At 71.5% G+C, this 24,804-nt stretch carries 27 protein-coding genes and 1 pseudogene; 12 read left to right on the top strand and 16 right to left on the bottom strand.

Annotated features, from left to right (window positions below; genetic code table 11):
* Window positions 1–175: 175 nt before the first annotated feature.
* The 3 genes from OG496_RS07010 to OG496_RS07000 form a co-directional block, all read right to left on the bottom strand.
* Window positions 176–850 carry a hypothetical protein gene (locus tag OG496_RS07010; RefSeq protein WP_366494991.1) on the bottom strand — a complete coding sequence of 225 codons (675 nt, stop codon included), beginning with the start codon at window positions 848–850 and terminating at the stop codon, window positions 176–178.
* Window positions 851–947: 97 nt separating this feature from the next.
* Complete coding sequence (locus OG496_RS07005; RefSeq protein ID WP_405970042.1) at window positions 948–1,703, bottom strand: ferredoxin reductase; 756 nt, start codon at window positions 1,701–1,703, stop codon at window positions 948–950.
* A complete protein-coding gene (locus OG496_RS07000) occupies window positions 1,696–2,301 on the bottom strand; it encodes a sulfite oxidase-like oxidoreductase (protein WP_033278661.1) in 606 nt (201 codons plus the stop codon). The genes OG496_RS07005 and OG496_RS07000 overlap by 8 nt, the downstream gene beginning before the upstream one ends.
* Before the next feature lie 298 nt (window positions 2,302–2,599).
* Here OG496_RS07000 and OG496_RS06995 point away from each other — a divergent pair, with 298 nt between their 5' ends.
* Both OG496_RS06995 and OG496_RS06990 read left to right on the top strand, forming a co-directional pair.
* The gene (locus OG496_RS06995; protein ID WP_405970041.1) at window positions 2,600–3,526 is read left to right on the top strand and encodes an NADP-dependent oxidoreductase; all 927 of its coding nucleotides are present in this window, start codon (window positions 2,600–2,602) and stop codon (window positions 3,524–3,526) included.
* A complete protein-coding gene (locus tag OG496_RS06990; RefSeq protein WP_405970040.1) occupies window positions 3,523–4,245 on the top strand; it encodes a GNAT family N-acetyltransferase in 723 nt (240 codons plus the stop codon). Before OG496_RS06995 ends, OG496_RS06990 begins: the two co-directional genes overlap by 4 nt.
* Before the next feature lie 22 nt (window positions 4,246–4,267).
* On the opposite strand, the gene OG496_RS06985 is transcribed toward OG496_RS06990, so the two are convergent.
* On the bottom strand, window positions 4,268–4,708 hold the full coding sequence (locus OG496_RS06985; RefSeq protein WP_405970039.1) for a MarR family winged helix-turn-helix transcriptional regulator: 441 nt from the start codon (window positions 4,706–4,708) through the stop codon (window positions 4,268–4,270).
* Window positions 4,709–4,957: 249 nt separating this feature from the next.
* On the opposite strand from OG496_RS06985, the gene OG496_RS06980 reads away from it, so the two are divergent.
* On the top strand, window positions 4,958–5,752 hold the full coding sequence (locus OG496_RS06980; protein WP_405970038.1) for a putative protein N(5)-glutamine methyltransferase: 795 nt from the start codon (window positions 4,958–4,960) through the stop codon (window positions 5,750–5,752).
* 317 nt (window positions 5,753–6,069) lie between these two features.
* On the opposite strand, the gene OG496_RS06975 is transcribed toward OG496_RS06980, so the two are convergent.
* Window positions 6,070–6,819, bottom strand: a complete 750-nt coding sequence (locus tag OG496_RS06975; RefSeq protein ID WP_405970037.1) for a hypothetical protein — start codon at window positions 6,817–6,819, stop codon at window positions 6,070–6,072.
* A 228-nt stretch (window positions 6,820–7,047) separates the two neighbouring features.
* Here OG496_RS06975 and OG496_RS06970 point away from each other — a divergent pair, with 228 nt between their 5' ends.
* Window positions 7,048–9,063 (top strand): FAD-dependent oxidoreductase, encoded by a 2,016-nt coding sequence (locus OG496_RS06970; RefSeq protein WP_405970036.1) that lies wholly within the window; start codon window positions 7,048–7,050, stop codon window positions 9,061–9,063.
* 42 nt (window positions 9,064–9,105) lie between these two features.
* Window positions 9,106–9,642 carry a PadR family transcriptional regulator gene (locus OG496_RS06965; RefSeq protein ID WP_366494983.1) on the top strand — a complete coding sequence of 179 codons (537 nt, stop codon included), beginning with the start codon at window positions 9,106–9,108 and terminating at the stop codon, window positions 9,640–9,642.
* 76 nt (window positions 9,643–9,718) lie between these two features.
* On the opposite strand, the gene OG496_RS06960 is transcribed toward OG496_RS06965, so the two are convergent.
* From OG496_RS06960 to OG496_RS06950, 3 genes are all read right to left on the bottom strand, one after another.
* On the bottom strand, window positions 9,719–10,264 hold the full coding sequence (locus OG496_RS06960) for a hypothetical protein (protein WP_366494982.1): 546 nt from the start codon (window positions 10,262–10,264) through the stop codon (window positions 9,719–9,721).
* 196 nt (window positions 10,265–10,460) lie between these two features.
* Window positions 10,461–10,952 (bottom strand): hypothetical protein, encoded by a 492-nt coding sequence (locus OG496_RS06955; RefSeq protein ID WP_405970035.1) that lies wholly within the window; start codon window positions 10,950–10,952, stop codon window positions 10,461–10,463.
* A gap of 270 nt (window positions 10,953–11,222) precedes the next feature.
* Complete coding sequence (locus OG496_RS06950) at window positions 11,223–12,239, bottom strand: fibronectin type III domain-containing protein (protein WP_405970034.1); 1,017 nt, start codon at window positions 12,237–12,239, stop codon at window positions 11,223–11,225.
* 584 nt (window positions 12,240–12,823) lie between these two features.
* Here OG496_RS06950 and OG496_RS06945 point away from each other — a divergent pair.
* Window positions 12,824–13,549: a glycoside hydrolase family 75 protein gene (locus OG496_RS06945; RefSeq protein ID WP_405970033.1), complete on the top strand. Its 726-nt coding sequence runs from the start codon at window positions 12,824–12,826 to the stop codon at window positions 13,547–13,549.
* A 34-nt stretch (window positions 13,550–13,583) separates the two neighbouring features.
* On the opposite strand, the gene OG496_RS06940 is transcribed toward OG496_RS06945, so the two are convergent.
* A complete protein-coding gene (locus tag OG496_RS06940; protein ID WP_405970032.1) occupies window positions 13,584–14,345 on the bottom strand; it encodes an SDR family NAD(P)-dependent oxidoreductase in 762 nt (253 codons plus the stop codon).
* Window positions 14,346–14,490: 145 nt separating this feature from the next.
* On the opposite strand from OG496_RS06940, the gene OG496_RS06935 reads away from it, so the two are divergent.
* Window positions 14,491–15,141 carry a TetR/AcrR family transcriptional regulator gene (locus OG496_RS06935; protein WP_405970031.1) on the top strand — a complete coding sequence of 217 codons (651 nt, stop codon included), beginning with the start codon at window positions 14,491–14,493 and terminating at the stop codon, window positions 15,139–15,141.
* A gap of 355 nt (window positions 15,142–15,496) precedes the next feature.
* Here OG496_RS06935 and OG496_RS06930 read toward each other — a convergent pair whose 3' ends face one another.
* From OG496_RS06930 to dhaK, 3 genes are read right to left on the bottom strand one after another with little or no spacing between them, the layout of a single operon-like run.
* Window positions 15,497–15,907, bottom strand: a complete 411-nt coding sequence (locus OG496_RS06930; RefSeq protein ID WP_405970030.1) for a PTS-dependent dihydroxyacetone kinase phosphotransferase subunit DhaM — start codon at window positions 15,905–15,907, stop codon at window positions 15,497–15,499.
* Window positions 15,900–16,514, bottom strand: coding sequence for a dihydroxyacetone kinase subunit DhaL (dhaL, locus tag OG496_RS06925; RefSeq protein ID WP_405970029.1), 615 nt, complete (start codon window positions 16,512–16,514; stop codon window positions 15,900–15,902). The genes OG496_RS06930 and dhaL overlap by 8 nt, the downstream gene beginning before the upstream one ends.
* A 46-nt stretch (window positions 16,515–16,560) precedes the next feature.
* The gene (dhaK, locus tag OG496_RS06920; RefSeq protein WP_405970028.1) at window positions 16,561–17,553 is read right to left on the bottom strand and encodes a dihydroxyacetone kinase subunit DhaK; all 993 of its coding nucleotides are present in this window, start codon (window positions 17,551–17,553) and stop codon (window positions 16,561–16,563) included.
* A 343-nt stretch (window positions 17,554–17,896) separates the two neighbouring features.
* Between dhaK and OG496_RS06915 the strand changes: the two genes are divergently transcribed.
* A complete protein-coding gene (locus OG496_RS06915) occupies window positions 17,897–18,259 on the top strand; it encodes an ATP-binding protein (protein WP_405970027.1) in 363 nt (120 codons plus the stop codon).
* Window positions 18,260–18,697: 438 nt separating this feature from the next.
* Here the strand turns inward: OG496_RS06915 and OG496_RS06910 are convergent, their stop codons facing one another.
* Window positions 18,698–18,847, bottom strand: coding sequence for a hypothetical protein (locus OG496_RS06910; protein ID WP_405976893.1), 150 nt, complete (start codon window positions 18,845–18,847; stop codon window positions 18,698–18,700).
* 78 nt (window positions 18,848–18,925) lie between these two features.
* Here OG496_RS06910 and OG496_RS06905 point away from each other — a divergent pair.
* A pseudogene (locus tag OG496_RS06905) lies at window positions 18,926–19,140 on the top strand (helix-turn-helix domain-containing protein); the annotation flags it as partial.
* 330 nt (window positions 19,141–19,470) lie between these two features.
* On the opposite strand, the gene OG496_RS06900 reads toward OG496_RS06905, so the two are convergent.
* Window positions 19,471–20,547: a sensor histidine kinase gene (locus OG496_RS06900; protein ID WP_405976575.1), complete on the bottom strand. Its 1,077-nt coding sequence runs from the start codon at window positions 20,545–20,547 to the stop codon at window positions 19,471–19,473.
* A 59-nt stretch (window positions 20,548–20,606) separates the two neighbouring features.
* On the bottom strand, window positions 20,607–21,275 hold the full coding sequence (locus OG496_RS06895) for a response regulator (protein WP_405970026.1): 669 nt from the start codon (window positions 21,273–21,275) through the stop codon (window positions 20,607–20,609).
* A gap of 196 nt (window positions 21,276–21,471) precedes the next feature.
* Here OG496_RS06895 and OG496_RS06890 point away from each other — a divergent pair, with 196 nt between their 5' ends.
* The 3 genes from OG496_RS06890 (at window position 21,472) to OG496_RS06880 (ending at window position 24,003) form a co-directional block, all read left to right on the top strand.
* Window positions 21,472–22,722, top strand: a complete 1,251-nt coding sequence (locus tag OG496_RS06890; protein ID WP_405970025.1) for a DUF418 domain-containing protein — start codon at window positions 21,472–21,474, stop codon at window positions 22,720–22,722.
* A gap of 129 nt (window positions 22,723–22,851) precedes the next feature.
* Window positions 22,852–23,364, top strand: coding sequence for a hypothetical protein (locus OG496_RS06885; protein WP_405970024.1), 513 nt, complete (start codon window positions 22,852–22,854; stop codon window positions 23,362–23,364).
* Window positions 23,365–23,469: 105 nt separating this feature from the next.
* On the top strand, window positions 23,470–24,003 hold the full coding sequence (locus tag OG496_RS06880; protein ID WP_405970023.1) for an FAD/NAD(P)-binding protein: 534 nt from the start codon (window positions 23,470–23,472) through the stop codon (window positions 24,001–24,003).
* On the opposite strand, the gene OG496_RS06875 is transcribed toward OG496_RS06880, so the two are convergent.
* A complete protein-coding gene (locus OG496_RS06875; protein ID WP_405970022.1) occupies window positions 23,955–24,788 on the bottom strand; it encodes a helix-turn-helix transcriptional regulator in 834 nt (277 codons plus the stop codon). The two genes, OG496_RS06880 and OG496_RS06875, sit on opposite strands and share 49 nt — an antisense overlap.
* Window positions 24,789–24,804: the final 16 nt, after the last annotated feature.

Below are 24,804 nucleotides of genomic sequence, written 5' to 3'. Positions count from 1 at the left end.
GCTGTGGGGTGGGTGTGTGTGGACGGCCCAACTTCCTTGTGCGGCTGGGTTGTTGGGGTGCGAGACCGGTCGGGGTGGTCACGGCTGATGTGCCGCGCCCGCCCTCCGTCACGGCCCGTCGTCCGTCACGCCAGCGCCCCCGTCCGTCAGCCGGCTCCCACTTGCATCCCGTCCGTCACGCCCGCCGTCGGGTCCACTGCGGTTCCGTCAGCGCCCAGTCCCGTTCCCACTCGGCCAACCGGTGTCGCAGGGAGACCCGTTGGGTCACCGCCCGCGCGAGAAGGGCCACGCCGATCACTCCGGCCGCCGACCACACGCCGACGGTCACCGTGTGCTGCCAGACGGCCACTTCACCGGGTGGCGGGGCGACACTGTGGCCCTTGGCGTCGAGCCATACGTCCACGACGTCACCGCGTCCCGTGTCCGCAGGGACCGCGACCGTGGCCGTACGCGCCCCCTTGCCCGGTTCCGTCCAGCGCACCGCCACCGGGAAGCTGCGTGGGCGGTCCCCCTCCACGGAGGGGAGCTGGGCGGGCGGGTTGCCGATCACCTTCGCGTGGACGCGATGACGGTCGGCGCGCTGGGTCGCGGCGATGGTCCGGGCCTGGTCGTGGGCCCACAGGCCCGCGGCGGCGCCGGCCAGGGGCGCGCCGACGAACAGCAGGAGGGTCACGGCCAGCGCCGTCCACGCCTCCACGACATCCGACCGGCGCCGCAGCGGATTCCGCCGTCGGCGTCGACTCCGTACCCGGGTCCGCATGTCGGTCTCCTCGCCGTCACCGGAGCCGAGGAACCGTAAGGCCGGAAGCCCCCTGTGGGGCCGGTCCGCCGCCGCCTCGACACCGCGCACGCATGCGAGCGTCCACACAGAAGTCGTACCCCCTCCGAGGTACTTCTCTCAACCGGAGGAGGAGTGGATCGACCGGGAGGCCGCGTGCAGCCGATCCTCAGCCGAACCGCTCGATGCGAATCCGGTCCACCGGCTGGCCCGCCTCGACCAGCAGCCGTGAGGCATGCTCGGCGAAGCCGTTGGAGCCGCACACATAGGCCTCCCACCCACCAGCGGGCTGCTCGGCCAGGAGCGGCGCCACATGTGCGGCGGCCATACGTCCCACCGGCACACCCTCCGGCGCACTGCGCGTGAACACGGCCGTGGTCTCCGCGCCGTACTCGCGCGCGTAGATCAACTCCTCGGGACTGCGCGCCGACACCACCAGCCGCAGCGGCACGGACAGGTCCCGCGCCCGGTGCTGCCGGAGCATCGACATCAGCGGTACGACCCCGGAGCCGGCGCCCAGCAGCAGCGCGGGCCGGTCGCCGGGCCAGGCGAAGAAGCCGCTCAGCGGGCCGCGCACCTCGACCTCGTCACCGGGCCTGGCCACCGTGTGGAACCAGCCCGACACCTCGCCGCCCTCGACGTGGTCCAGGGTCAGCTCCACATGCCCGGCGTCGTCCGGGTGCGAGGCGATCGAGTAGTGGCGCTGCGCCACATAGCCGTCCTCGGAGCGCAGCCGCAGCATCAGGTGCTGGCCGGGCAGATGTCCGGCCCAGCCGGGCACCGCGAACCGGAACGTGGCGGCGTGCGGGGTCTCCCGGCGGATCTCGGTGAGCGTGGCGGTCTGCCACACGGCGGCGGCGCGGTTGCTCACGGCGATGCGTCCCGGCACCGCGAACTTGGTGGTCGGCGCGAAGGTGTCAGTCACCGGAGTACCGCTGTTCCTCCCAGGGGTTGCCCCGGGCGTGATAGCCGTTCTGCTCCCAGAAACCCGGCTCGTCGTGGTCGAGGAGACGCAGGCCCGCGATCCACTTGGCGCTCTTCCAGAAGTACAGGTGCGGCACCAGCAGCCGGGCGGGACCGCCGTGCTCGGCGGGCAGCGGCTTGCCGTCGTACTCCCACGCGATCCAGGCCCGACCACCGGTCACGTCTTCGAGCGGGAGGTTCGTGGTGTACCCGGTGTGCGAATACGCGACCACATGTGTGGCGGACACATGGGGCCGCACCACATCGAAGAACGCGTCCAGCGAGACGCCCCCGAACCGCACCCCGAACTTCGACCAGCTCGTCACACAGTGGATGTCGCCCTCGTAGGCGGACGCGGGCAGTTCGTGCGCCTGCGTCCAGTTCCAGGTGCGCGGCTGTTCCACGAGTCCGTCGACGCGGAACGTCCAGTCGGCCGGTGCGAGGTCGGGGGTGACCTCGGCGGACAGGACGGGCCAGTCGTCGCCCGCGTCGTACTGGCCGGGCGGCAGGCCGGCGTCGGGGACGCGGGGGCGTCCGGTGAAGCCTCGGGTGACGTGCATACGGGTGGAGCCTCCAGGCCGCTGCGGCGCGGGTCCGCCGGGCGAGCGTGATCAGTGGTTTCTCGTTTCAACGGTACGCGTCCACGAGGTATGCCCAGGTCCGAGGGCGACCGCCGATCATTGCGGCCGTATGAACTCTCCGCGTGCGGGGGAATAGGCGCCCGGGGATCGACCTTGGTTTCAGTGCGGCTTGAGTGGCGGTTCGAGTGGCGGCGGCTTGAGTGCGGACAGCCCGTGGTCGTGCTGATGTCGTGACCACAGGTTGATCCGGTGACTGCGAAGGAGAGTGAGGGAACAGATGCCGAAGGCGTACGTCTTCACGCGTTACGGGGGACCCGAGACCGAGGCGCTCGTCGAGGTCGACCAGCCCAGCCCTGGTCCCGGTGAAGTCCTCTTCGCGGTGCGCGCGGCCGGGGTGAACCCGGTCGACTGGAAGCAGCGCAACGGCTACCGACGGCCCGGCGAGACCGGCTCACGCGCGTTCCCCGCGGTCTTCGGCCAGGAGGTCTCCGGAGTCGTACGGGAGATCGGTGCCGGAGTCGAGGGATTCGCCGTCGGCGACGAGGTGTTCGGCAGCACGGTGGCCGGCGGATACGCCGAGTACGCCCTGCTCGCCGCCACGGTCACCGCGCACAAGCCCGCCGAGCTGTCCTTCACGGACGCCGCCACCCTGCCCGTCGCCGCGGCGACCGCGTACGACGGGATCCGTCAGCTCGACCTGCCCGCCGGCGCGACCGTGCTGGTCACCGGCGCGGGCGGCGGTGTCGGCTCCGCGGCCCTGCAGATCGCCCGCGCGCTGGGACTGCGCGCCGTGGGCGTGGCGAGCGAGGGCAAGAAGGACTTCGTGGAGTCGCTGGGCGCGGTCCACGTCCCCTCCGGACCCGACCTGGCCGCACGCGTACGGGCCGCCGCCCCGGACGGCGTCGACGGCGCCTACGACCTCGTCGGCGGCGAGGTCCTCGCCGCGGCCGCCGGCCTCCTCACCGACCCCACGAAACTGATCACCGCCGGGGCGCCCGCCCCCGAGGTGGAGAAGCTCGGCGGAGCCCGTGTCGAACGAGCCCGCACCTCCGCCGTCCTCGACGCGCTCGCGCAGCTGGTGATCAGGGGCCAACTGGACCCGCACGTGACCCAGACCTTCCCGCTCGACCGGGCCGGCGAGGCCCTGCGCACCGTCGAGGACGGTCACGCCCGCGGCAAGATCGTGATCGAGGTCGCCGTATGAGCACGTCCGACGAACGTGTCCTCGACAACCCGGCCCGTGCCGCCCTCACCGGCCCGCACGCGCACTTCGCCGAGCAGCGTGGACGGGTGCTGCGCTACCCGGTCGACGTGACCCCGTGGCTGGCCCTGCCCGACGAGCCCGACGCCGACGACTGGGCGGACGTCGCCGCGATGTCCGCCCCGGGCGCCGAGATCCCGCTCCTCGGCTTCCGGGACCGGGTGCCGGACGACTGGGAGATCACCTTCCACATCGACGGCGTGCAGATGGTGGACGACGGGCTGGCCGCCGCACCGGAGCCGGAGGCGATCGTCCTCGGCCCCGCCGACGTTCCCGAGATGCTCGACCTGGTGGAACGGACCAAGCCCGGCCCCTTCCTGCCCCGCACGATCGAACTCGGCACCTACCTGGGCATCCGCCGTAACGGTGCCCTCATAGCCATGGCCGGCGAACGTCTGCACCCGCCCGGCTGGACCGAGATCAGCGCGGTCTGCACCGACCCCGCCGCCCGCGGCGAGGGCCTCGCGAGCCGCCTCATCCTGGCTGTCGCGCACGGCATCCGTGAACGCGGCGAGACCCCGTTCCTGCACACCGGCGCGAGCAACGCGACCGCCATCCGGCTGTACGAGTCCCTGGGCTTCCGCCTGCGCCTCAACACCGCGTTCCTCGCGGCGCGGGCGCCGGAGCACCTCACCCAGACGCGGCCCGTGGGGGTGTCGTAGAACCGAAGGGGCCGGTGCCCCCTCAGCCGTCGTCCGACTCCCCGCCCGGCCAAGCGTTGTAGCGCTCCAGATAGCCGGCGAACCGGGTCAGGTCCTCCTCGGGCCAGTCCGCGAGCCGCTCCCGGAAGGCGGCCTGGCGGTTCTCGGTGACCTGGGCGAGGATCCGGCGGCCGGCGGCGGTGAGGTGCAGGACCTGGACGCGGTGGTCCTCGGGGTCGGGGCGGCGCTCGATGAGGTCGGCGCGTTCCAGGGCGGCGACCTGACGGCTGACCGTGGACTTGTCGAGGGCGTAGTGCGCGGCGAGGTCGGTGGCCCGGCAGCCGCCCTGCTCCTCCAGGTGGCTGAGGAGGGTGTACGACACCAGTGACAGCTCGGGGTGGAGGCGGCCCGCGGAGGCTCGGGCGCGCCGGGCGAAGGCCGTCATCTCGCGCTGGATGGTCTCCACGGCCTGGTCCGCTCGCACTGGAATCTCCCTAGTTCACCCGGTTGTTGCAGAGTACAACTCGGACAGGAGGGCGGCCCTTCGCGGGCCCGGTGGTTGGGGTAGTGTTGCCCCCCGGTCGCGGACAGTCGCGGCCCTGAACTCCTGGGAGGTGAGACCCATTACCGCTGTGTCAGGTCGGGTGCTCTCACCTCAGGACAACGCGGATCACCGCCGGTAGGTGACCGCGAGAGCGCCCTTCGGTTGCCTCCCGAAAGGCTCTCGGCTTTCATGCCCTCTCTTTCCCCCGCCTCCGTCGTCGCCGCGCTCCGTGCGGCGGGCTGTGTCTTCGCCGAGGACGAGGCGCGACTGATCCTCGCCGCCGCGCGCACCCCGGACGAACTCACCGCGATGGTGGACCGCCGGGTCGTGGGTCTGCCCCTCGAACACGTCGTCGGCTGGGCCGAGTTCAGCGGCCTGCGCATAGACGTGGAACCCGGCGTGTTCGTGCCCCGCCGCCGCACCGAGTTCCTCGTCGAACAGGCCCTCGCGCACGCCCCCGACGCGTCCGTCGTCGTGGACCTGTGCTGCGGTTCGGGCGCGGTCGGCGCGGCCCTCGCCTCAGCCCTCGGCCGGGTCGAACTGCACGCCGCCGACATCGACCCCGCCGCCACGCGCTGCGCCCGCCGCAATGTCGCCCCCTACGGCGGCCAGGTCCACACGGGCGACCTGTACGCGGCGCTGCCCGACGCGTTGCGCGGCCGCGTCGACATCCTCGCGGCCAACGTGCCGTACGTCCCCACGGGCGAGGTCGGTCTGCTACCGGCCGAGGCCCGCGAACACGAACCCCTGGTCGCCCTCGACGGCGGCATCGACGGCCTCGACATACTCCGCGAGGTCGCCACCGGCGCCCCCGACTGGCTCGCCCCCGGCGGCTGCCTCCTCGTCGAGACGAGTGAGCGTCAACTCCCGTCAGCGGTCGAGGCGTTCACGCGCGCCGGGCTGGAGACGCGGTCGGTGTACTCGGAGGAGTTGTACGCGAACGTCGTGATCGGCGTCGGGGTGGCGGGGCCGGTCGGGCCGTAGCGCGGCTGCTGGAGGGGCGGGGCTCGGGGTTCTGTCGGGCGGGCTGGTGCTGGGCTCGGGTCCTTGCGGTCGGAGGTGCCGGTGACGGCTCGGTGGGCGGTGCGGGTGCCCGCGTTGGAAGGGGTGTCTGTCAGGTCGTAGCGTCGTTGCCGGACGGGCTGGGGGCCCGGCTCGGGGCGCCTTCGGACGGGCTGGGTACGGGCACTTGGGCCGTGGTCGATGCGTCCCCGGCCCGCCTCGTCCATCGCTCGGGCCCTGGTGGTCGAAGGCGCCCGTGAAAGCTCGGTGCGCGGTGCCTGCGTCGGAGGGGGTGCCCGTCAGGTCGTAGCGTCGCTGCCGGACGGGTTGGGTGCCGGGCTCGGGGCGCCGTTGGACGGGGTGGGTGCTGCGCTTGGGCCGTGGTTGCCGTGTCCCCAGGGGCCTCGGCCGCCCGGGCCGCCCCGGCCGTCGCCTGGGCCCTTGCGGTCGAAGGTGCCTGTGAAGGCCCGGTCGGCCGTGCGGGTGCCGGTGTCGGAGCGGGTGCCTGTCAGGGAGGCTGTGTCGCCCTTCTTGAGGGCGGTGGCGCCCTGGGGCGTGGCGGCTGAGCCCACGGTCCAGGTCCATGACGTGCCGTCGTCGCTCTTGACGGTGACCTGGTCGCCGTCGACCTTCGTGACCGTTCCGCGCTGCCAGATCCGTACGACCCACTTGCCGGTGGCGTCGTCCTTGACCGTCGCCTCGCCGTGCACGGCCGCGCCGCCGAGCCCGAAGCCGCCACCGTGCCGGAAGCCGGGCCCGCCGGGCGACGGCGTGCCCGACGGGGACGCGGCTGCGGCCGGTACGGCGTCGCTGCCCGAGCCCCCCGAGGTCGCCGCGTAGGCGACGGTCCCGCCGAGCGCCAGCACACCCACCGTGGCCACGGCGATCACCGCCCGGGACCGCCTCGACCGCTGTCGCCACAACCGGTCGAGACCGCCATCGCGTTCAGCTCCGCCGGGGCCGGTGAGCACCTCCCACTCCGGCGCGTGGTCGGGCATCGGAGGTACCGCCGCGCTGTCGTCGGCTTCGTGCTCAGGATCGTGCGTCACGGCTCGCTCCCTAGGCCACGCGCGCGGCATCCCACCGGCACGCCTGCCTGTGATTCTCCGGGGCGGGCGATAAAGAAGCGGTAATAAATCCCTGTGAATCGGGAGCCGGATGCCCCCAGGGCCCTTCCCATGGCCCACCCCATGACCCACTCCCGATTGTGCAACTAGTTGCATAAAGGCCTCCCCGTCCTCTACAAAAGAGGCACGACACCGCGCACGGAGGCCTCGATGAGCCGTTACCCGCACCTGCTGAACCCGCTCGACCTGGGCTTCACCACACTGCCCAACCGCGTCCTCATGGGCTCCATGCACATAGGCCTGGAGGAAGCCGAGCGCGGTTTCGAGCGCATGGCGGAGTTCTACGCGGCACGCGCGCGTGGCGGAGTCGGCCTGATCGTCACCGGTGGCATCGCGCCCAACGAGGCCGGCCGGCCCTACGAGGGCGGCGCCAAGCTGACCACCGACGCCGAGGCCGCGCAGCACGCCGAGATCACCGCCGCCGTGCACCGCGAGGGCGGGCGGATTGCGATGCAGATCCTGCACTTCGGGCGGTACGCCTACCACCAGGACCTCGTCGCGCCGAGCGCCGTCCAGGCGCCGATCAGCCCCTTCCCGCCCCGCGCGCTCACAGACGACGAGGTCGAGCAGACCGTCGAGGACTACGCCCGCGCGGCCCGCCTCGCCCGGCAGGCCGGCTACGACGGCGTCGAGATCATGGGCTCCGAGGGCTACCTCATCAACGAGTTCATCGCCGCGCAGACCAACCACCGCGACGACCGCTGGGGCGGCTCGTACGAGAACCGGACGCGCTTCCCCGTCGAGATCGTGCGCCGGGTGCGCGAGGCGGTCGGCGAGGACTTCATCATCGTCTACCGGCTGTCGATGCTGGACCTCGTGCCGGGCGGCTCCACGCTCGACGAAGTCGTCAGGCTGGCCAAGGCAGTTGAGGCCGCCGGGGCGACCATCATCAACACCGGCATCGGCTGGCACGAGGCCCGCATCCCGACCATCGCGACCTCGGTGCCGCGCGGGGCGTACACCTGGGTGACGAAGAAACTGATGGGCGCGGTCTCGGTCCCGCTCGTCACCACCAACCGCATCAACACCCCTGAACTGGCGGAGCAGTTGCTCGCCGACGGGTACGCCGACATGGTGTCGATGGCCCGCCCGATGCTCGCCGACCCGGACTTCGTCGCCAAGGCCGCGGCCGACCGCTCCGACGCGATCAACACCTGCATCGGCTGCAACCAGGCCTGCCTCGACCACACCTTCAGCGGGAAGATCACCTCCTGCCTGGTCAACCCGCGCGCCTGCCACGAGACCGAACTCGTCCTCGCCCCAACGCGGTTGCGCAAACGCGTCGCGGTGGTCGGTGCGGGTCCGGCAGGTCTGGCGTGTGCGGTCTCGGCCGCCGAACGCGGTCACGAGGTCACCCTCTTCGACGCCGCGAGCGAGATCGGCGGACAGCTCAACGTCGCCCGACAGGTCCCCGGCAAGCAGGAGTTCGACGAGACGCTGCGCTACTTCCGCACACAGCTCGCCGAGCACGAAGTCGACGTACGCCTCAACGCCCCTGTGGCGTCAGATGACTTGGCCGATTACGACGAGGTCGTCGTCGCCACCGGCGTCAGCCCGCGCACCCCCGACATCCCCGGCGTCGACCACCCCAGCGTCGTCGGCTACCTCGACGTCCTGCGCGACCGCGTCCCCGTCGGCGACCGCGTCGCGATCCTCGGCGCGGGCGGCATCGGCTTCGACGTCGCCGAGTTCCTCACGGACGGCGGCGACAAGGCGAGCGAGGACCCGGCGACGTACTTCCGCGCCTGGGGCGTCGACATGGACTACGCGGCCCCCGGCGGCCTCACCGCACCCGAGCGGCCCGCCCCGCCGCGCAGCGTCCACCTCCTCCAGCGCAAGGCCACCAAGGTCGGCGCCGGACTCGGCAAGACCACGGGCTGGATCCACCGCACCGAACTCAAGCACCGGGGCGTCACCATGGTCCCGGGCGTCCAGTACGACCTGATCGACGACGCCGGGCTGCACGTCACCGTCGACGGCCGCTCCACGGTCCTGGAGGTGGACACGGTCGTCCTGTGCACCGGCCAGGACCCGCGCCGAGACCTCTACGACGAACTGACCGCCGCCGGCCGCAGCGTGCACCTCATCGGCGGTGCCGACGTGGCCGCCGAACTCGACGCCAAGCGGGCCATCAAGCAGGGCACCGAGGTCGCGGCCGCCCTCTGAGGCCCGTCCCCAGGACCGGGGCCCGTCCCTAGGATGACCTCCATGTCACTCCCGCACGCGATCCTCACCGCCCTTCTGGAGAAGCCGTCCTCGGGTCTTGAGCTGACCCGGCGCTTCGACCGGTCGATCGGTTACTTCTGGTCGGCGACGCACCAGCAGATCTATCGCGAGCTGGGAAAACTGGAGTCCGAGGGCCAGATCAGGGCACTCGCGTCCGAGCAGCCGGCCCGCGGCCAGAAGAAGCGCTACGAGGTCCTGCCAGCGGGCCGCGCCGAACTGGCCCGTTGGACCGCGTCCTCCCAGGACCCCAAGCCGCTGCGCGACACGATGCTGCTGCGACTGCGCGCGGCGGCGGTGGTCGGCACGGACGGTATCGAGGATGACCTGCGCCGCCATCTCGCCCTGCACCAGCGGCAGTTGGCGGAGTACGAGGAGATCGAGGAGCGCGACTTCCCGCCCGGCCGCGACAGCCCCCAGGACCGGCTCCAGCACCTCGTGCTGCGCGCCGGCATCGACCTGGAGACCTTCTGGACGCAGTGGCTCACGCACGCGATCGAGGAGTTCGCCGAACTGCCGTAGCGCGTGGGGGCGAGTCGTCGTAGGACATGAGGGAGGGGCCGCCGGTCACCGGGCGGCCCCTCGTGGTCGTGGACGGTCAGAGGCGGTACGGCTTCGCGCGCCTGCGCAGGAACCAGGCCGTCGCGATGACGCCGACTCCGACCAGGCCCCCGCCCGCCGCCAGGGTGAGCGGGCCGTAGTCCTTGGTGGCCCCGCCGAGGCCGCCCATGACACCGCGCGTTGGCGAGGCCGTGGCGGAGACCGTGGGGGTCGTGGACCTGGACACGATCACGGACTGGGTGCCCGCGGGCGTGCTGGCGTTCTGGCACATGACGATGACGGTGTAGGTGCCCGGGGTGACGTTCGTCCAGGCGGTGGACTGGCTGATGGTCGTCCCCGCCAGGGTCGCCTTGCGGCCCTCGGCGAAGCTCCCCTGGCTGCTGGTGAGGAGCGAGCCGGTGCCCCAGACGCCGGTGGTGCGGTTCTGGGAGCACGCGCTGGTCGTGACCGAGACCGTGGTCCCGGTCGTGCTCACGGAGATCCCCGACGCCGCGCCGGCGGTTCCGGCGGTCAGGGCGAGGGGAAGAGCGGCGGCGGCTGTCACGGTCAGGCCGGAGCGGAGTAGTAGCTGAAAAGTGCGCATGGGACTGCCCTCCGGCGGCACGGTTGGCGGAACATCCCTTGCGCCGCCGGGATCGGGAAACGGCCGTGCTGCCTCCAAGGAAGCCAACGCGCCCCCGGCCCGTCCCGCATGCGGACGGGGACCGGGCAGGTGACGGATTCCTTCGTCCGGCTCAGGGGTGATGCGCGGTCAGGGGCACGGGCGGGGTCCCGTGGGTTCACCTGGTGGGTGCCGCGCGGAGCGGCCGCTCCCGTACGAGGGTGACGTGCGGGTTGTCGGAGGAGCCGGGGTGCCGGGTCAGATATGAGGTGTTGATCGGCGGGTCCTCGGGCACCGGCAGGGGCAGCGGCACCAGCGCGCCGGACGCCGACTCGGCCAGGCGGAGATGGCGGGGGAGGACGGTGATCCCGGCTCCGGTCGCGACCGCCGCTGGAAACCCGCGCGGCAGAGGCGCGTGATGGGCGGATCCTCGGGTACGACACGAGCGGCACCCCGTGCAGCGCGGCGGGCCCTCGGCCGTGACCCGCCCGGCCCCGACGCGCTCCGCCCACGCGGGCGAGGTGACCAGTGCGAACTGCTCGTCCGGCAACGGCTCCCAGGTCGACGTCCGCCCGCGCGGTCGGGCGGTGGCGATCACCAGATCGAAACGCCTGCCCCGCGGCCCGTCGAGGAGATCGTCCGCCCCCCGGACCCACCCGCTGCCGCGCACCCTCCCCGGTCGGCGATGCCAGGGCGGGCGGCCCCCGGGTGCACAGCAGCTCGGCAGGACAGGCGATGTGCACGGGGTCCGGAGACCGGTCCGGGCCGAGAGCACCCCGATCCGCTACGACGGCCGGCGCGGACAAGGGCGCCGCGACCTGCGCGGCCGACTGGTCCGCGACCGAGGCCGGAACGACACCGCGCGGTTGCCTATCGAACGGCTCGCGCCCCAACTGCGCTTCCAGCGACCGGATTTATGTCGCCGAGTCCTACGGTTCCCCTACGCCCCCGCATCGCCCGTCGTCACCGTCCGCTCCGCCGAGAGCCCGCCCCACGTACCGTCCGGCAACCGTGCCCGGAGCCGCACCCGATGGCTGACCCCGGCATCCCTGCTGGCGTAGAAGCTGTACTTCGCGTGATCGCGCGGCGCGGTCCCGCCCCAGACCAGAGAGGTGGCGGGCTTCCCGTCGAGCTGGATCTGGTACTCCGTGACGATCCCGTCCGTGCGCGGCGGCACCCAGGACAGGTCGATGTAGTACGCCCCGTCGTCGCCCCGGTGCGTGGTCGCGCGGAAGTCCGTGGGGGCGGTGCCGCTCCCGTCGTCGCTGCCCGGCGCGGTGGTGAGCGGGACTGCCGTGCTCGCGGGCGAGAGATTGTCGGAGGCGTCCCGCGCCCGCACGGTGAAGGAGTAGCGCGTGCTCGGCCGTAGCCCTGTCACCACGGTCGCGGTCTGTGCTCCGCCCACACTGTGGACCTTCGCCCCGCCCTGATAGATGTCGTACGACACCACACCCCGGTCGTCCGTCGAGCCGCCCCAGGAGAGTTGGACCGCCCGGCTGCCGATGACGCGGCCCTGCGGGGTGCGTGGACGGGTGGGTGCCGAGTGGTCGGCCGCGACGGCGACCGGTGTCCGCGCCCGGACCGTCCGGCTGCTCGGACCCAGGCGGCCGTCGGTGTCCCGGGCCCGCACGGTGAAGGAGTACAGGGTGGCGGGCCGGAGCCTGGTGACATCCACCATGTGCTCGGAACCCGCTACTTCCTTCACTTTCGTGGCGCCTCGGTATATCTCGTAGGTGCCGATGCCCGGGTCCGCCGTCACCGCGTCCCACATGACGTGCACGCTGGTCGCGCTCCCCGCCGCGGCCGTGACGCCTGCCGGGGCGCCGGGGGCGCGGCCGTCCTCCTCGCCGGTCATGCCGCAGGAGGCGAGCAGCAGGAGCGCGGCGCACACCAGGACCGTACGGGGGAGAGCGAGGGTGGCACGGAAGAGGGTGGGGGTGGCACGGACGCGTCGCACGATTCTGCCTCCCCGGCATCACGCGGGCACCACACGACGGAAAAGGTCCGGACCAATATGGCCCGGGTGGTGCGGCCGTATCAAGAGGGGCGCCGTTGCCGACCGGTCACGGGGGTTACGTATGCTGAAGTCCGCACGGCTGAACTCGCCCCTGAGAGTGGGCAGTTCATGCCGGTGGCGCGGACCGCTGTCGTCGCTGATCCCGCGCCGGCGCGGGCGGTCGGGTGGCCGGAGCCGATACCGGCTCGGGTCCCCGGCCCCCGTCGGGAGTGAGGCGGTATCGGGGTCCCGGTCTCTGTTGGTGAGGACGCGGGCTCAGGGTCTTGGTCCCGGTCGGGAGCGGCGCGAGCTCAGGGTTCCCGGTTTCTGTCGGGGGTGACATGGGCTCAGAGCCTGGCTTCCGTCAGGAGTGACACGGGCTCAGAGTCCCGGCCTCCGTCGGGAAGGGCACGGACTCAGGGGTTCGGTTTCCGCCCGGAGTTCGGGGCGTGCACCGTCCGGCCCCCTACCGGTGGCCGCCCGATCGGACCGGTACCAGGGTGGGCTGAGTGTCCGTCAGATCCCCCAGGAGAGGGTCCTCTATCGTGCGTGTCCAGTCGCTGACGCTGGCCGCGGCCGGCGCCGCCCTGCTCGCCCCGACCATGCTGCCTGCCGCCGCCCCTGTCGCGTTCGTCCGACCTCAGGCGGGGCCGGCTGCGCTGCGCGAGGGCGACGTACGCGCCGCCGACCTGCTGGCCAAGGTGCGTGACTGCGTGCCCGTCTCGCGGGGCCGGTACCGCAGTGACGACGGGGGGCGCGCGACGATCCCGGTCTGCGGCACCAAGGAGGCCGTCTACTGGAAGGCCGACCTGGACATCGACTGCGACGGCCAGGCCGGCGCCCGCTGCAACGCGCGCACCGACCCGCTCTTCTCCTCCATGACGGCCTACCAGCAGTCCGACGGCCGCTATCTGAACGCCGAACGGCTCCCGTACATCGTGGTCCCCGCCGCGAGCGCCCTCTGGAACCACCGGGAGCACGGCGTCGGCGGCGGCTCGGTCGCCGCCGTCGTCTACCGGGACCGGGTGCAGTACGCCGTCGTAGGAGACGTCGGTCCGCACGACATCATCGGCGAGGCGTCGTACGCCACGGCCAAGGGGCTGGGCATCCGCACCGACCCGCGCGGCGGCGGGACGGACGCCGGGGTCACCTACATCGTGTTCAAGGACTCGCAGGTGAAGCCCATCGAGGACCACGCGGCGGCCGTGGAGACGGGACAGCGGCTGGCGCGGCTGTTCGTGCAGGGCGCCGCTGGGAGTCCGGGGTCGTAGGGTGCGGCCTGCCGAGCACTCCGGGGCAGGGTCGTCAGACCGCCGACCAGCCGTCGTCGACCGGCAGGATCACGCCGTTGATGTTGCTCGCCGCGTCCGAGGCGAGGAACACGATGGCGGCGGCCTGCTCCTCGGGCCGGGCCAGGCGGCCGACGTTGACGAAGTGCGGGCCGAGCGCCGCCGGACCGTGGGCGGCCCGGTCGGCCTCCACGGAGATGTTGGTCGCCGTCCCGCCCGGGGCGATGGCGTTCGCGCGGATGCCCTGCTTGCGGTACATCACGGCGAGGTTCCTGGTCAGACCCACCACCCCGTGCTTCGAGGCCGTGTAGGCGGCGCCCGCCGCGCTGCCCCGCAGGCCCGCCTCGGAGGCGGTGTTCACGATCGCGCCCCGGCCGGCCTCGAGCATGTGCGGCAGCGCGGCCCGGGTGAGCAGGAAGGGCGCGGTCAGGTTGACCCGGATGACCCGCTCCCACTCCGCGTCCGCCACGTCCGCCAGTGCCGACATGCGGTCCATGATCCCGGCGTTGTTGACCAGGACGTCGACCCCGCCGAACCGCTCCACGGCGGTCGCGACCACCTCGTCCACGACCGCCTGTTCGCTCAGGTCGCCCGTGACCGCGACGGCGGTACCGCCCGCCTGCTCGATCTCCTTGACGACCGCCCCGGCGCCGTCCGCGTTCAGGTCGGCGGCGACGACCTTGGCACCTTCCGCGGCGAAGGCCAGGGCGGCGGCACGCCCGATGCCCGAACCCGCTCCGGTGACGATGACGCTGCGTCCGTCGAGTCCAGTGGCCATGAGGTGCTCCTGTCCGAGGTTCGAGGGCTCTGTGCCGCCCGGGTTCCTCTCACCCTACGACTTAATGTCTGCGAGTGACATAAAGTCGTGCGGGAGACATGGGGGAGAATCCCGGGACGTCACGACCGCAGCCGGAGGGGAACTGATGACCGCACCCAGCGGACGCACGGGACGACCACCTCTCACCGAGTCACGCAAGGCCGAGATCCGCCTGGAGATCGCCCGGGCCGCGGTGGAGCTGTTCGTCGCCCAGGGCGTCGCGGCGACCACCGGCGAACAGATCGGCCAGGCGGTCGGTGTCTCCGCGCGCACCGTGTGGCGCTACTTCCCGAGCAAGGAGAGCTGCGTACGACCACTCTTCTCGGCCGGCATCCACGTGATCGCCGCCCGCCTGCGGGAGTGGCGCCCCGGCCACCCCCTGTCGGAACTCTTCGACCAGGCCCTCGCGACCGGCCTCCTCGCCGCCACCGGCCCCGACGGCGCCACAGGCAGCGCCCTCGTCCGCCTCACCCGCACGGAACCTGGCCTCCGCGCAATCTGGCTCCAGACCTACGACGAGGCGGAACCGGCGTTCGCCCGAGCCCTGGCCGACCGCGCGGGCCTACCGGCCGACGACCTACGGCCCATGATCCAGGCGGCGATGCTGAACGCGGCGCTGCGGGCGGCGGTGGAGCGGTTCGCGTGGAGTGCGAGCGAGTCCGGGGCGGACTCGGGGGTGGGGGAGGCGGTGGGCGAGGCCGAGGTGGCGGAGACGTTGCGCTCGGCGCTGGCGATCGCGGCGGAGGGGGTTTCTTAGGTGCCGTAGGGGGAGTGCGCCTTGGGGCAGGGCGGGCAGGGCGGGGCTGGGCAGGGGCGGGCGCGACTGCGTCTTGGCCGGGGGCATTGGCGTGCTCGGGCGGGCGGCGTCGGCGGGTGGAGAGTGGGGCCCGGGCGGCTCGATATGGGGGCTCGGATCAGCGGCTCGATCCGATGGGGCGGTCAGGTGGGTAGGGCTGGTGGGTCGGGTTGGTGGGTTTCGCTGGGAGCGACCGGCCCATGACCGCTGCCGAGCGCCGAGCGCCGTCTGCTCTCCGCCATCCGCTGCGGTTCCCGCCGCACACCTTCCGCTACGGCGCCTGACTCACGCCCTCCGCTGCGGCCCCGACCCCGCCTCACGCCTTCCGATAGGTGTACGCCTCCGTGGCCGCCGCCTCCACCGCGTCCAGGTCCGCTCCCGTCGACGCCGTGACGACGGCGGCCACCGCGCCCTCGACGAACGGGGCGTCGACCAGGCGGGTGCCGGCCGGGAGTTCGTCGCCTTCGGCGAGGAGGGCCTTCACGGTGAGTACGGCGCTGCCGAGATCGGTGAGGACGGCGACTCCGGCGCCGCGGTCGACGGACGCGGCCGCCGCGGCGATGAGTTCGGAACTGGTGCCGAGCCCGCCGCCCTCGGTGCCGCCGGCGGCGGCGAGCGGTACCGAGGTGCCCGAGCCGGACAGACCGCGCGCCAACTCGGCCACGGAGGCGGCGACTTCCGCACTGTGCGACACCAGCACGATGCCCACGAGCTTCTTGTCACTCACCGGTGGCCTCCGCGGTCGCGGCTTCCTGGAGTGCGGCGATCAGCAGCGACGAGGACGTGGCGCCCGGGTCCTGGTGTCCGATGCTCCGCTCCCCGAGATAGCTCGCCCGGCCCTTGTGGGCCTGCATGGGTGTGGTGGCCACGGCGCCCTCCTCGGCGGCGGCCCGTGCCGCGGCGAAACCGTCCGGAAGCGCGGCGACCGCCGGGACGAGCGCGTCGATCATGGTCTTGTCGCCGGGCGCGGCACCGCCGAGGGTCATGACCGCGTCCACTCCAGTGCGCAGCGCGACGGCGAACTCCTCCTCGCTCACCTCGGTGGCATCCCCGAGCGCCTTGCCGGTGCGGCGCAGCAGCGTGCCGTAGAGCGGACCCGACGCGCCGCCGACCGTCGAGATGAGGGTGCGTCCGGCGAGCACGAGGACGGCACCCGGGGTGTCCGGTGCCTCCTTTTCCAGGGTGGCCGTCACGGCGGTGAACCCGCGTTGCAGGTTCGCGCCGTGGTCGGCGTCGCCGATGGGTGAGTCGAGGTCGGTGAGCCGTCCCGCCTCGCGGGCGACGGAGGCGGCGGTCGCCGTCATCCAACGGCGGAAGAAGTCGGCGTCGAGCACGGGATCTCCTTGCGTGGTGGGTGAGTTGACCGGGTGTGCCGCCGGGTCACATGCCCCAGCGCAGTCCCGGCGTCTTCACCGGCGCGTCCCACAGCCGCAGCAGTTCCTCGTCGATCTGGCACAGGGTGACCGAGGCCCCCGCCATGTCGAGGGACGTGACGTAGTTGCCGACCAGTGTGCGGGCGACGGCGACGCCGCGCTCGCCGAGGACGCGGTGGACCTCGGCGTTGAAGCCGTAGAGCTCCAGGAGCGGGGTCGCGCCCATGCCGTTGACCAGGACCAGGACCGGGTTGCGCGGCGACATGTCCTCAAGGATCGCGTGGACGGAGAAGTCGGCGATCTCACCGGAGGTCATCATCGCCCGCCGTTCCCGGCCCGGCTCGCCGTGGATACCGACGCCCAACTCCAGCTCGCCCGGCGGCAGATCGAAGGTGGGGCTGCCCTTGGCGGGGGTGGTGCAGGCGCTGAGCGCGACACCGAAACTCCGGGAGTTCTCATTGACCTGCCGGGCGATCGCCGCCACCCGGTCCAACGGCTGCCCCTCGGCCGCGGCGGCCCCGGCGATCTTCTCCACGAACAGCGTCGCACCGGTGCCGCGCCGCCCCGCGGTGTAGAGGCTGTCGGTTACGGCGACATCGTCATTGACCAGCACCTTGGCGGTCTGGATGCCCTCGTCCTCGGCGAGCTCGGCCGCCATGTCGAAGTTGAGGACGTCCCCCGTGTAGTTCTTCACGATGAAAAGCACCCCGGCGCCACTGTCCACAGCGGCCGCGGCCCGCACCATCTGATCGGGCACCGGTGACGTGAACACCTCACCAGGACAGGCCGCCGACAACATCCCCGGCCCGACAAACCCCCCGTGCAACGGCTCGTGCCCCGACCCCCCACCGGAAACAAGCCCCACCTGCCCGGCCACGGGAGCGTCCCGCCGTACGATCACCCGGTTCTCGACGTCCACGGTCAACTCGGGATGGGCGGCCGCCATGCCTCGCAGCGCGTCCGTGACCACGGTTTCCGCGACGTTGATCAGCATCTTCATGGGTACCTCCTGGCGGGGCTAACGGATGGGCTTCTGGCCTGTATCTTTGCTGGTCAGAGTGGGTTTGGTCAGTTGTCGATCTTGGCGGTCCTTGGCGGTGCGTAGCGGGCTCTGGCGGTACTGATGCTGACTTAATGCTGACTTTGATGACGGGTCGTCAGGTCTCTGGAGTTGGCCGGGCGAGGGCGGCTGGAACGCCCCTCCGACAAGTATCGACCTTGCCGCAGTGAAGGTCACGGGCTTGGACGCGCATGGGACTGTCTGGTGAAGGCGCTGCGCGAGCCATTCGCTTCGGGGGACCGTGCCGACTTCTTAGCCGCTGCTTGTCGAGAGGTTCCCAGCTATGCCGCGCCCGCTCGAAGGATCGCCCTACGCGTTCACCGTCCCGGCTCTGATCGAGGCGGTGCCAGAGGCGCGGGACCGTGCTCGGGGACTTGGGTTGGACCTGGATGAAGAACTGACCCACGACTTGAAACTGCTCACCCGGGAACTGGTCGCGAACTCGGTCACGCACACGCACACGCACGCCGCAGGCGTGGTGAGCGTCCGCTGGAACGGTGAGCGGCTCCGTGTCGAAGTCACTGATGTCGATTCCACCTTGGCGGTGCCCTCGCAGGCGCTGCACACGGATGAGCATGGGAGTGGTCTCTTCCCGGTGGCCGGAGGTGGATCGGGCGAGGGCGACCTGGGCGTGGTCGGTCTGTGAAGGCTGGTCGGGATCCATCCGGTTGGCCAGGTAGTCGGCTGTCCGAACGAGCGTGGGTCTTGGAAGGACAGCTCGTCCGCGTAGTGCCAGCCTTCGACGTTGCGGATCTCCTTGGCCCGGCTTTCGTAGAGCTGCAGTGATCAGGGTTGTGAGCCCTCCATGAGGGCCATGACCTGGTCCCGCTCGTGTTGGATCTGGCCTGCGCGTTCGAGGGTGGTGTCGGGTTCCGCCAGTCGATCGCCTCGGCTGCCTCAGCGCCCAGCTTCTCCTTGAGCAGCGCCTCGAACTCATGACGTGCCGAGTCCGGCCACGACAGGTACGAGACGGCCTGCGACACGACGCCGGTGTCGGGGCCCTTCGTGTACTCGATCAACGGGGGTGTTGTTCTCGTCGAGTCCGAGTGTGTCGATCCGAACCCGGTGCCACGGACCGGTCGGGCTACTCCGATGCCAGGAAGCGGATGCGGAGCATCGACTCCATCCTCGCCTCGACCCGGCGTTGCAGCTCAACCTCCAGCGCCACCGTCGAGCCCCGAAGCTCGACGTCCCGGCCCTCGGCGTCCTGCCGGAACAGCATCAGGTCAGCCACCAGTGTCCCCCTCCCGCGATCGGTACAAGGGAAGCAATCGATACGGCCACAGGGGTATTCCAGTCGGAGGGGAGTCACCTGCCCTGGGACGGCGTACCCCTGCTGGCTGATGAAGGTACCGTCCGGGATGTCATCCACCGGTTCAACGAGGCCGGTCTGGCCTGTTGGACCCTCGGTGGGCGGGAGTCTGTACCCGCCTGCTCAGCCCTGACGACGAGGACTTCGTCGCGCAGACGGCCACCACTCGCCCGACCAGGCTGGGCCAGCCCTTCACCCGCTGGTCCATCCGCAAGCCTGACGGGATCAACTGGGAGGGCCGTGACCTCGTTGACGTGGCCCGAGGGCGGCGTGCGTTCCTTGCTCAGATGCGGCCCCTCGTTCGCCCTGGTGGGTGGGTGTGGAGGGGACGAGATTTGAACTCGTGACAGGTTGCCCCAACACGCTCTCCAAGTCCTCGTGCGGGGGTTCGGTGGGGACAGGGGGTGTTCTGGCCTGGGGCGAGGTGGGTGGTGGCGGTGCTCCCGGACGGCGTCGGACGAGGGTGGATGAGACCAGAACTGAGACCGAGGTGCTCAGCGTTCTGCCTGGTCAAGCATTCTGCTCGGGCCCCCGGGATGTGCCGGTCAGGGGGCCGGCAGTTCCAGGTGGAGTTCGTAGCCGCCGTCGGTCGTCGGGCCGGAGGTGATGGTGCCGCCGAGGAGTTCGGCGCGCTGGCGCAGGCCGACGAGGCCGTGGTGGGCTCCGGGGAGGGGGAGTGCGGGGCGGGTGGCGGTGGTGTTGGTGACGGTGGTTCGGAGGGCGCCGTCGCGGTGGTGGATGCGGATCGTCGCGGTGGCGCCGGGGGCGTGTTTGCGGACGTTGGTGAGGGCTTCCTGGACCGTGCGGTAGACGGCGCGTTGGAGGGTGGGCGGGAGCCCGTCGGGCAGGTCTGTGTCCAGTTCGGTCTCGATGCCGCTGACCGCGATCAGCTGGTGCAGGTCGGCGAGGGAGGGCTGGGGGGTGAGTTCGGTGGGACGGATACCGGAGGCGCGCAGGACGCCGACCATGTGGCGCAGCTCCTCCAGGGTCTGCACGCTGAGCCGGCGGATCGTGGCCCCGGCCGCTCGGGCCTCGGCGTCCGGGCTGCCGACCTGGAGTGCGCCGGCGGTCACGGCGATGAGGCTGACCTGGTGGGAGACCACATCGTGCATCTCGCGGGCGAGTTGGGCACGTTCCTTCGCCAACACGGCCTGAGCGCTGAGCAGTTGCTCCTGCTCGCGGGCCTTTGAGATCTCCGCGAGCCGGAGCGTCAACTCGCGCCGCGCCTGGACGAGTTGGCCGAGGAAGACCGGGGCGGCGGCCGTGGCGAGGGTGTAGGTGAGGTGCACCAGGCTGTAGGTCTCGTCGAGTTCGTCGACGTCGAGGGACGTCCACGGCCAGGGCATGAAGTCGACGGTGGCGAAGGCCAGAGCGCAGCCGATGAGCAGCGTGCGGTGCCGGCAGAGCGAGGAGAGCGTGTACAGCGCGGCCATCGTGGCGAACGCCGCGTCACCGATCAGGGCGGAGGGGAGCGTGAGGGCGAAGGCGAGCAGCGGCCGGTGGCGGCGCAGGGTGAGAGCCAGGGCGGCGAGGAGGCCGTAGGCGGTGGCCGGGTGGTTCTCGCTGTCGAGGTTCACCCACAGGTCCAGCAGCGCGGCACAGACCAGCAGCGCGTCCAGCAACAGGGCATGCGGGCGGCGGGAGTTCGGCTGGGGATTCGGTCGGGGATTCGGCTGTGGGTTCACCGGGCGGCTCCGTCCTCGGGCGGCTTGAGCAGCCCGGCCCGTTCGGCGACCAGTGCGGCTTGCACGCGGTTGTCGACCCGCAACTTCTCGAAGACGACGCTGACATGGCCTTTGACGGTGCCGGTGCTCAGGTGCAGCCGGTCGCCGATATCGGTGTTGGAGAGACCCTCGGCCATCAGCGTGAGGACGGCGCGCTCGCGACCGCTCAGCCGGTCGACGAGTTGGACGGCGTAGGGCTCGCGCCCGCCCTGGTCGAGGAAGCCGTCCACCACCGTGCGTACGACCTGCGACGACAGCACGGTTCTTCCCTCGGCCAATGCGCGGATGAGATACGGCAGTTGCTCGGGATCGGTGTCCTTGAGGAGGAAACCGGCGGCGCCGGAGCGCAGCGCCGCCTCGACGTATTCGTCGGTGTCGAACGTCGTCAGCATCGCCACTACGGGAGGGTCCGGCAGCCGGCGGAGCGCGGCCAGGACGGTCAGCCCGTCCACGTCGGGCATGCGGATGTCGAGCAGGACGACGTCGGGACCCAATTCCCGTACGGCCAGGACGGCTTGACCGCCGGGAACCGCCGCCACGGCTTCGATACCGTCCGAGGCGTTGAGGATGTGGGTGAAGCCGGTGCGGACGAGAGCCTCGTCGTCGACCACAAGTACCCGGATCATGCGCGCTCCGCTCCTCAACTGCCCGCCGTACAAGGGGTAGCACGCAGACCCGCGCCCGCCCCCGGGAACCGGTTCGGCTCCGGCCTGTCGTCGGCAGGGACCATCCGGTCGGCCGGTGCGGTTCCGGCCGGTCGGCGGGCCGGTCCCGGACGGTCGCCGGGTGTGCTGTTCCCCGCCGCCCGCGAACCCTGAGGGCATGACACACGACGCACCGCCCACCGCGCCGCCGGCCGCGTTACCCGAGCGGCACCCGGTCCCCTCCGACGCTCCAACGACCGGACGGCTGATCGGTATCGACCTGGCGCGCGGGCTCGCCGTCCTCGGCATGTACTCCGCCCACGTCGGCCCCGACGTCACGGTCGGCGGCCCCGTCGGCTTCCTGCTGGAGACCGCACGAGGCCGCTCCTCCGCCCTGTTCGCCGTACTCGCCGGGTTCTCGCTGATCATCATCACGGGCCGCCCCCGTCCCCGGACCGGCCGCCCCGGACGCCAGGCGGCGGTGAGGGTCGTGATCCGCGCCGTAGTCCTGCTGGTACTCGGCTACGCGCTGACCGCCCTGGACACCGAGGTCGAGGTGATCCTCAGCTGCTACGGCCTGCTCTTCCTGACCGTGCTCCCCCTGCACCGGCTACGCGCCGCGACCCTCGCGCAGATCGCCGCCGTCGGCGCATTGATCCTGCCCCAAGTCCTCTACGCCGTAAGGAAGTCCATCGAGGAGGGCAGTTGGTCGGACACGGTCGTCCAGGCGGACCCACTGGCCCGGATCAGCGGTACGGACGGCGTCGTAGAACTGCTGTTCACCGGCTCGTACCCGGCTCTGACCTGGGCACCGTTCCTGATCGCGGGCATGGCGGTGGCCAGGCTCGACCTCACCCGGCCCGGGATCCGGTCCCGGCTCGCCCTGACCGGCGGTGCGCTCGCGGTCATCGGTTACGGCGGCTCCTGGCTTGCCCTGCGTCTCGTCCCGCACGCGCTGAGCGTCATCTCGTCGGCCACGGGCGGCGGTTCGGCGTCCTCAGCCTGGTGGTCCGACACGGTCGGTGAACCCGAGAACGGCACACCGCTCGCCTGGCTCCTGGTGGCCGCACCGCACAGCCAGACGACCCTCTCCGTCCTCGGCAACACGGGCGTCGCGTTCGTGGTGATCGCCGGGTGCCTGACGGTCGCTGACCGGATGCCGCGCCTGACCCGGTTGACGAGGCCCGTCTCCGCAGTCGGCGCGATGGCGCTGACCGCCTATGTCCTGCACATCGTCGCCCTCTGGCTCCTGACCGACGTCTGGCATGTGGCCGCCGTAGAGGACGAGACGATGTCCGGACTGCCTGCGCTGCTTGCCTTCATCGCCGCCACCATGCTGCTGGCCACCGCGTGGACCCGTCACTTCAGGCGCGGGCCCCTGGAGTACCTGCTGCACGCGGCCACCGGGCCCGCGCGGTACATCAAGTAGCAGGGCATCGCCGAATCGCTCGACCTGTCCGACGCCTCCTTGGACACCACGGCCCCGGCTTCACTACGTGCAGGCGACGCGGACGCGGTAGGGACAGGGCGTCGGCCCACCCCTCATGATGCGCGGGTCATGGCGACTTCAACCCATGTGTCCCGCCTGTGCCGTTCCGGTGGTGTACCGGCCCCGGTACGGATCGCGGCTGCCCGCGCGGCACTGTTCGCCGTGGCGTTTCCCTTCTCCGGGCAACCGAGCCTGGTTTCACGGAAGTTGGCATTGGCCGTGGTGGGACAGACGCTCGGGGTCTGCTGGTTCACCACGACCACGGCACCCGCGTACGAGCGGCTGTCCACGGCCTGGCCCTTCGTGATCGCCCATCTCGCCATGACCGTCCTGCTCGCGGTCCTCCTGCACGGTGTGCGGTACGGCCGGACCGGTCAGCACCGGGTGGCGGGCGAACTGCGTTCCCTGTGCGCCTGGTTGTGGCGTCTGCTGTTTCCGCGAGAAGGCGTCGAGAGCACCTTCGCGGCTCCTGAGGTGGCGCCCGCCCGCTCCGGACCGGCCCGCGTCTCGCCACGCGAACCGGCGCTCGCCCACTGTGTCGTACGCCGAGGTCTCCCTCCCGGCGTGCTGACCGCTGCCTGAACGGCCGTAGTCGGCCCGGCGGCGATTCGCGCGTGCCCGCACGCACCACCACCCGACCGACCACATTCACGGCCAGCCCAACAGGGCTGCCCTCTGGGGGAATTCATGTCCACGACGACCGTCGTGATCGGGGCGGGCCCTTACGGCCTGTCCACCGCCGTGCACCTCAAGGCGCGCGGCCTGCACGTCAGGGTGTTCGGCTCGCCGATGGCGAGCTGGGCCGCGAACATGCCCGAGGGCGTGCTGCTGAAGTCGCCGCCGAGCGCGTCGATGCTGTCCACGCCGAAGTCCGGCTTCACGCTGGACGCCTACGTCCGGCAGGCGGGGGAGCGGCAGTTGGCGGGGCGCGACCCGGTGCCGGTCGAGATGTTCGTCCGGTACGGGCGTTGGTTCGCCGAGCAGTTGGTGCCCGAGGTCGAGAACACCCTGGCGCTGGGCGTCGACCGGCAGGCCGACGGGTTCCACCTCAAGCTTGCCTCGGGCGAGGAATTGTGGGCCTCGGCCGTGGTGGTCGCCAGCGGGATGGACGGTTTCGCGTACGTCCCCGAGCCGCTGGCGGCGCTCGTTCCCGAGGGGCGTGGTGACGCACGTCAAAGGAGTTGGTCGCCCAGAACGGAGAGGAATTGGAGTCTCTCGTAGCTTTCGCTGCCTGGGGTGGCGGTGAAGACAGTCAGGATCTGCGACTGGTCGGGATCTATCAGGCTCTGTCCGTGCAGCTCCATGAGGCCGACTCGGGGGTGCTCTATCAGCTTGGGGGCGCAGTACGGCCCCAGGACCGGGTGTCGGCGCCAGATGTCGGCGAACTCCTCGCTCTTTTTGAGCAAGGTCTCCACGAGGCCGGTGACGCGGAGGTCGTCGGGATTGCGGGTGTGGGCCGCGAGGAGCTGGGCTGTGACGGTACGGCCGTGCTGGGCATGGTCGTCGGCAGGGAAGCGCTCCCGTTCGGCGGGGTCGGTGAACCAGCGGTAGGCCAACGAGCGGGCCATGCCGGTGTGCAGGGTCTGGTCGCCGACGAGGAGGGTGGAGAGGCGGTTCTGCGCGAGGGTCTCGCCCAGGTGGTTGATGATCTGGGCCGGGCTGTCGTCCATGCGCTGGAAGATGCGCTGCATCCCGGGGTTGATGTGGTCGGTGCGTGAGACGCGCTTGGGAGTGTCGTAGCCGCCCAGCCGGAAGAGATGGTCGCGTTCGTCCAGTGACAGGCGCAGGCCCTGCGCGAGGGCGGCGAGCATCTGCTCGGAGGGACGGGGGCCGCGCTGCTGCTCGATACGGCTGTAGTAGTCGGTCGACACGCTGCTGAGGGCGGCGACCTCCTCGCGGCGCAGACCCCCGGTACGGCGGCGGCGAGTCCGCGGCAGGCCGACATCCTCGGGCTGCAGCGCCGCCCGCCGGGTACGCAGGAAGTCGGCGAGCCCGGCGCGGTCCATACGCCTGCTCCTCTCG

Source organism: Streptomyces sp. NBC_00988 (assembly GCF_045162645.1).
In the GTDB taxonomy this organism is placed as follows: Bacteria; Actinomycetota; Actinomycetes; order Streptomycetales; family Streptomycetaceae; genus Streptomyces.
Note: the sequence above shows the minus strand (reverse complement) of the source record. Positions and strands in the feature narration are given on the sequence as shown.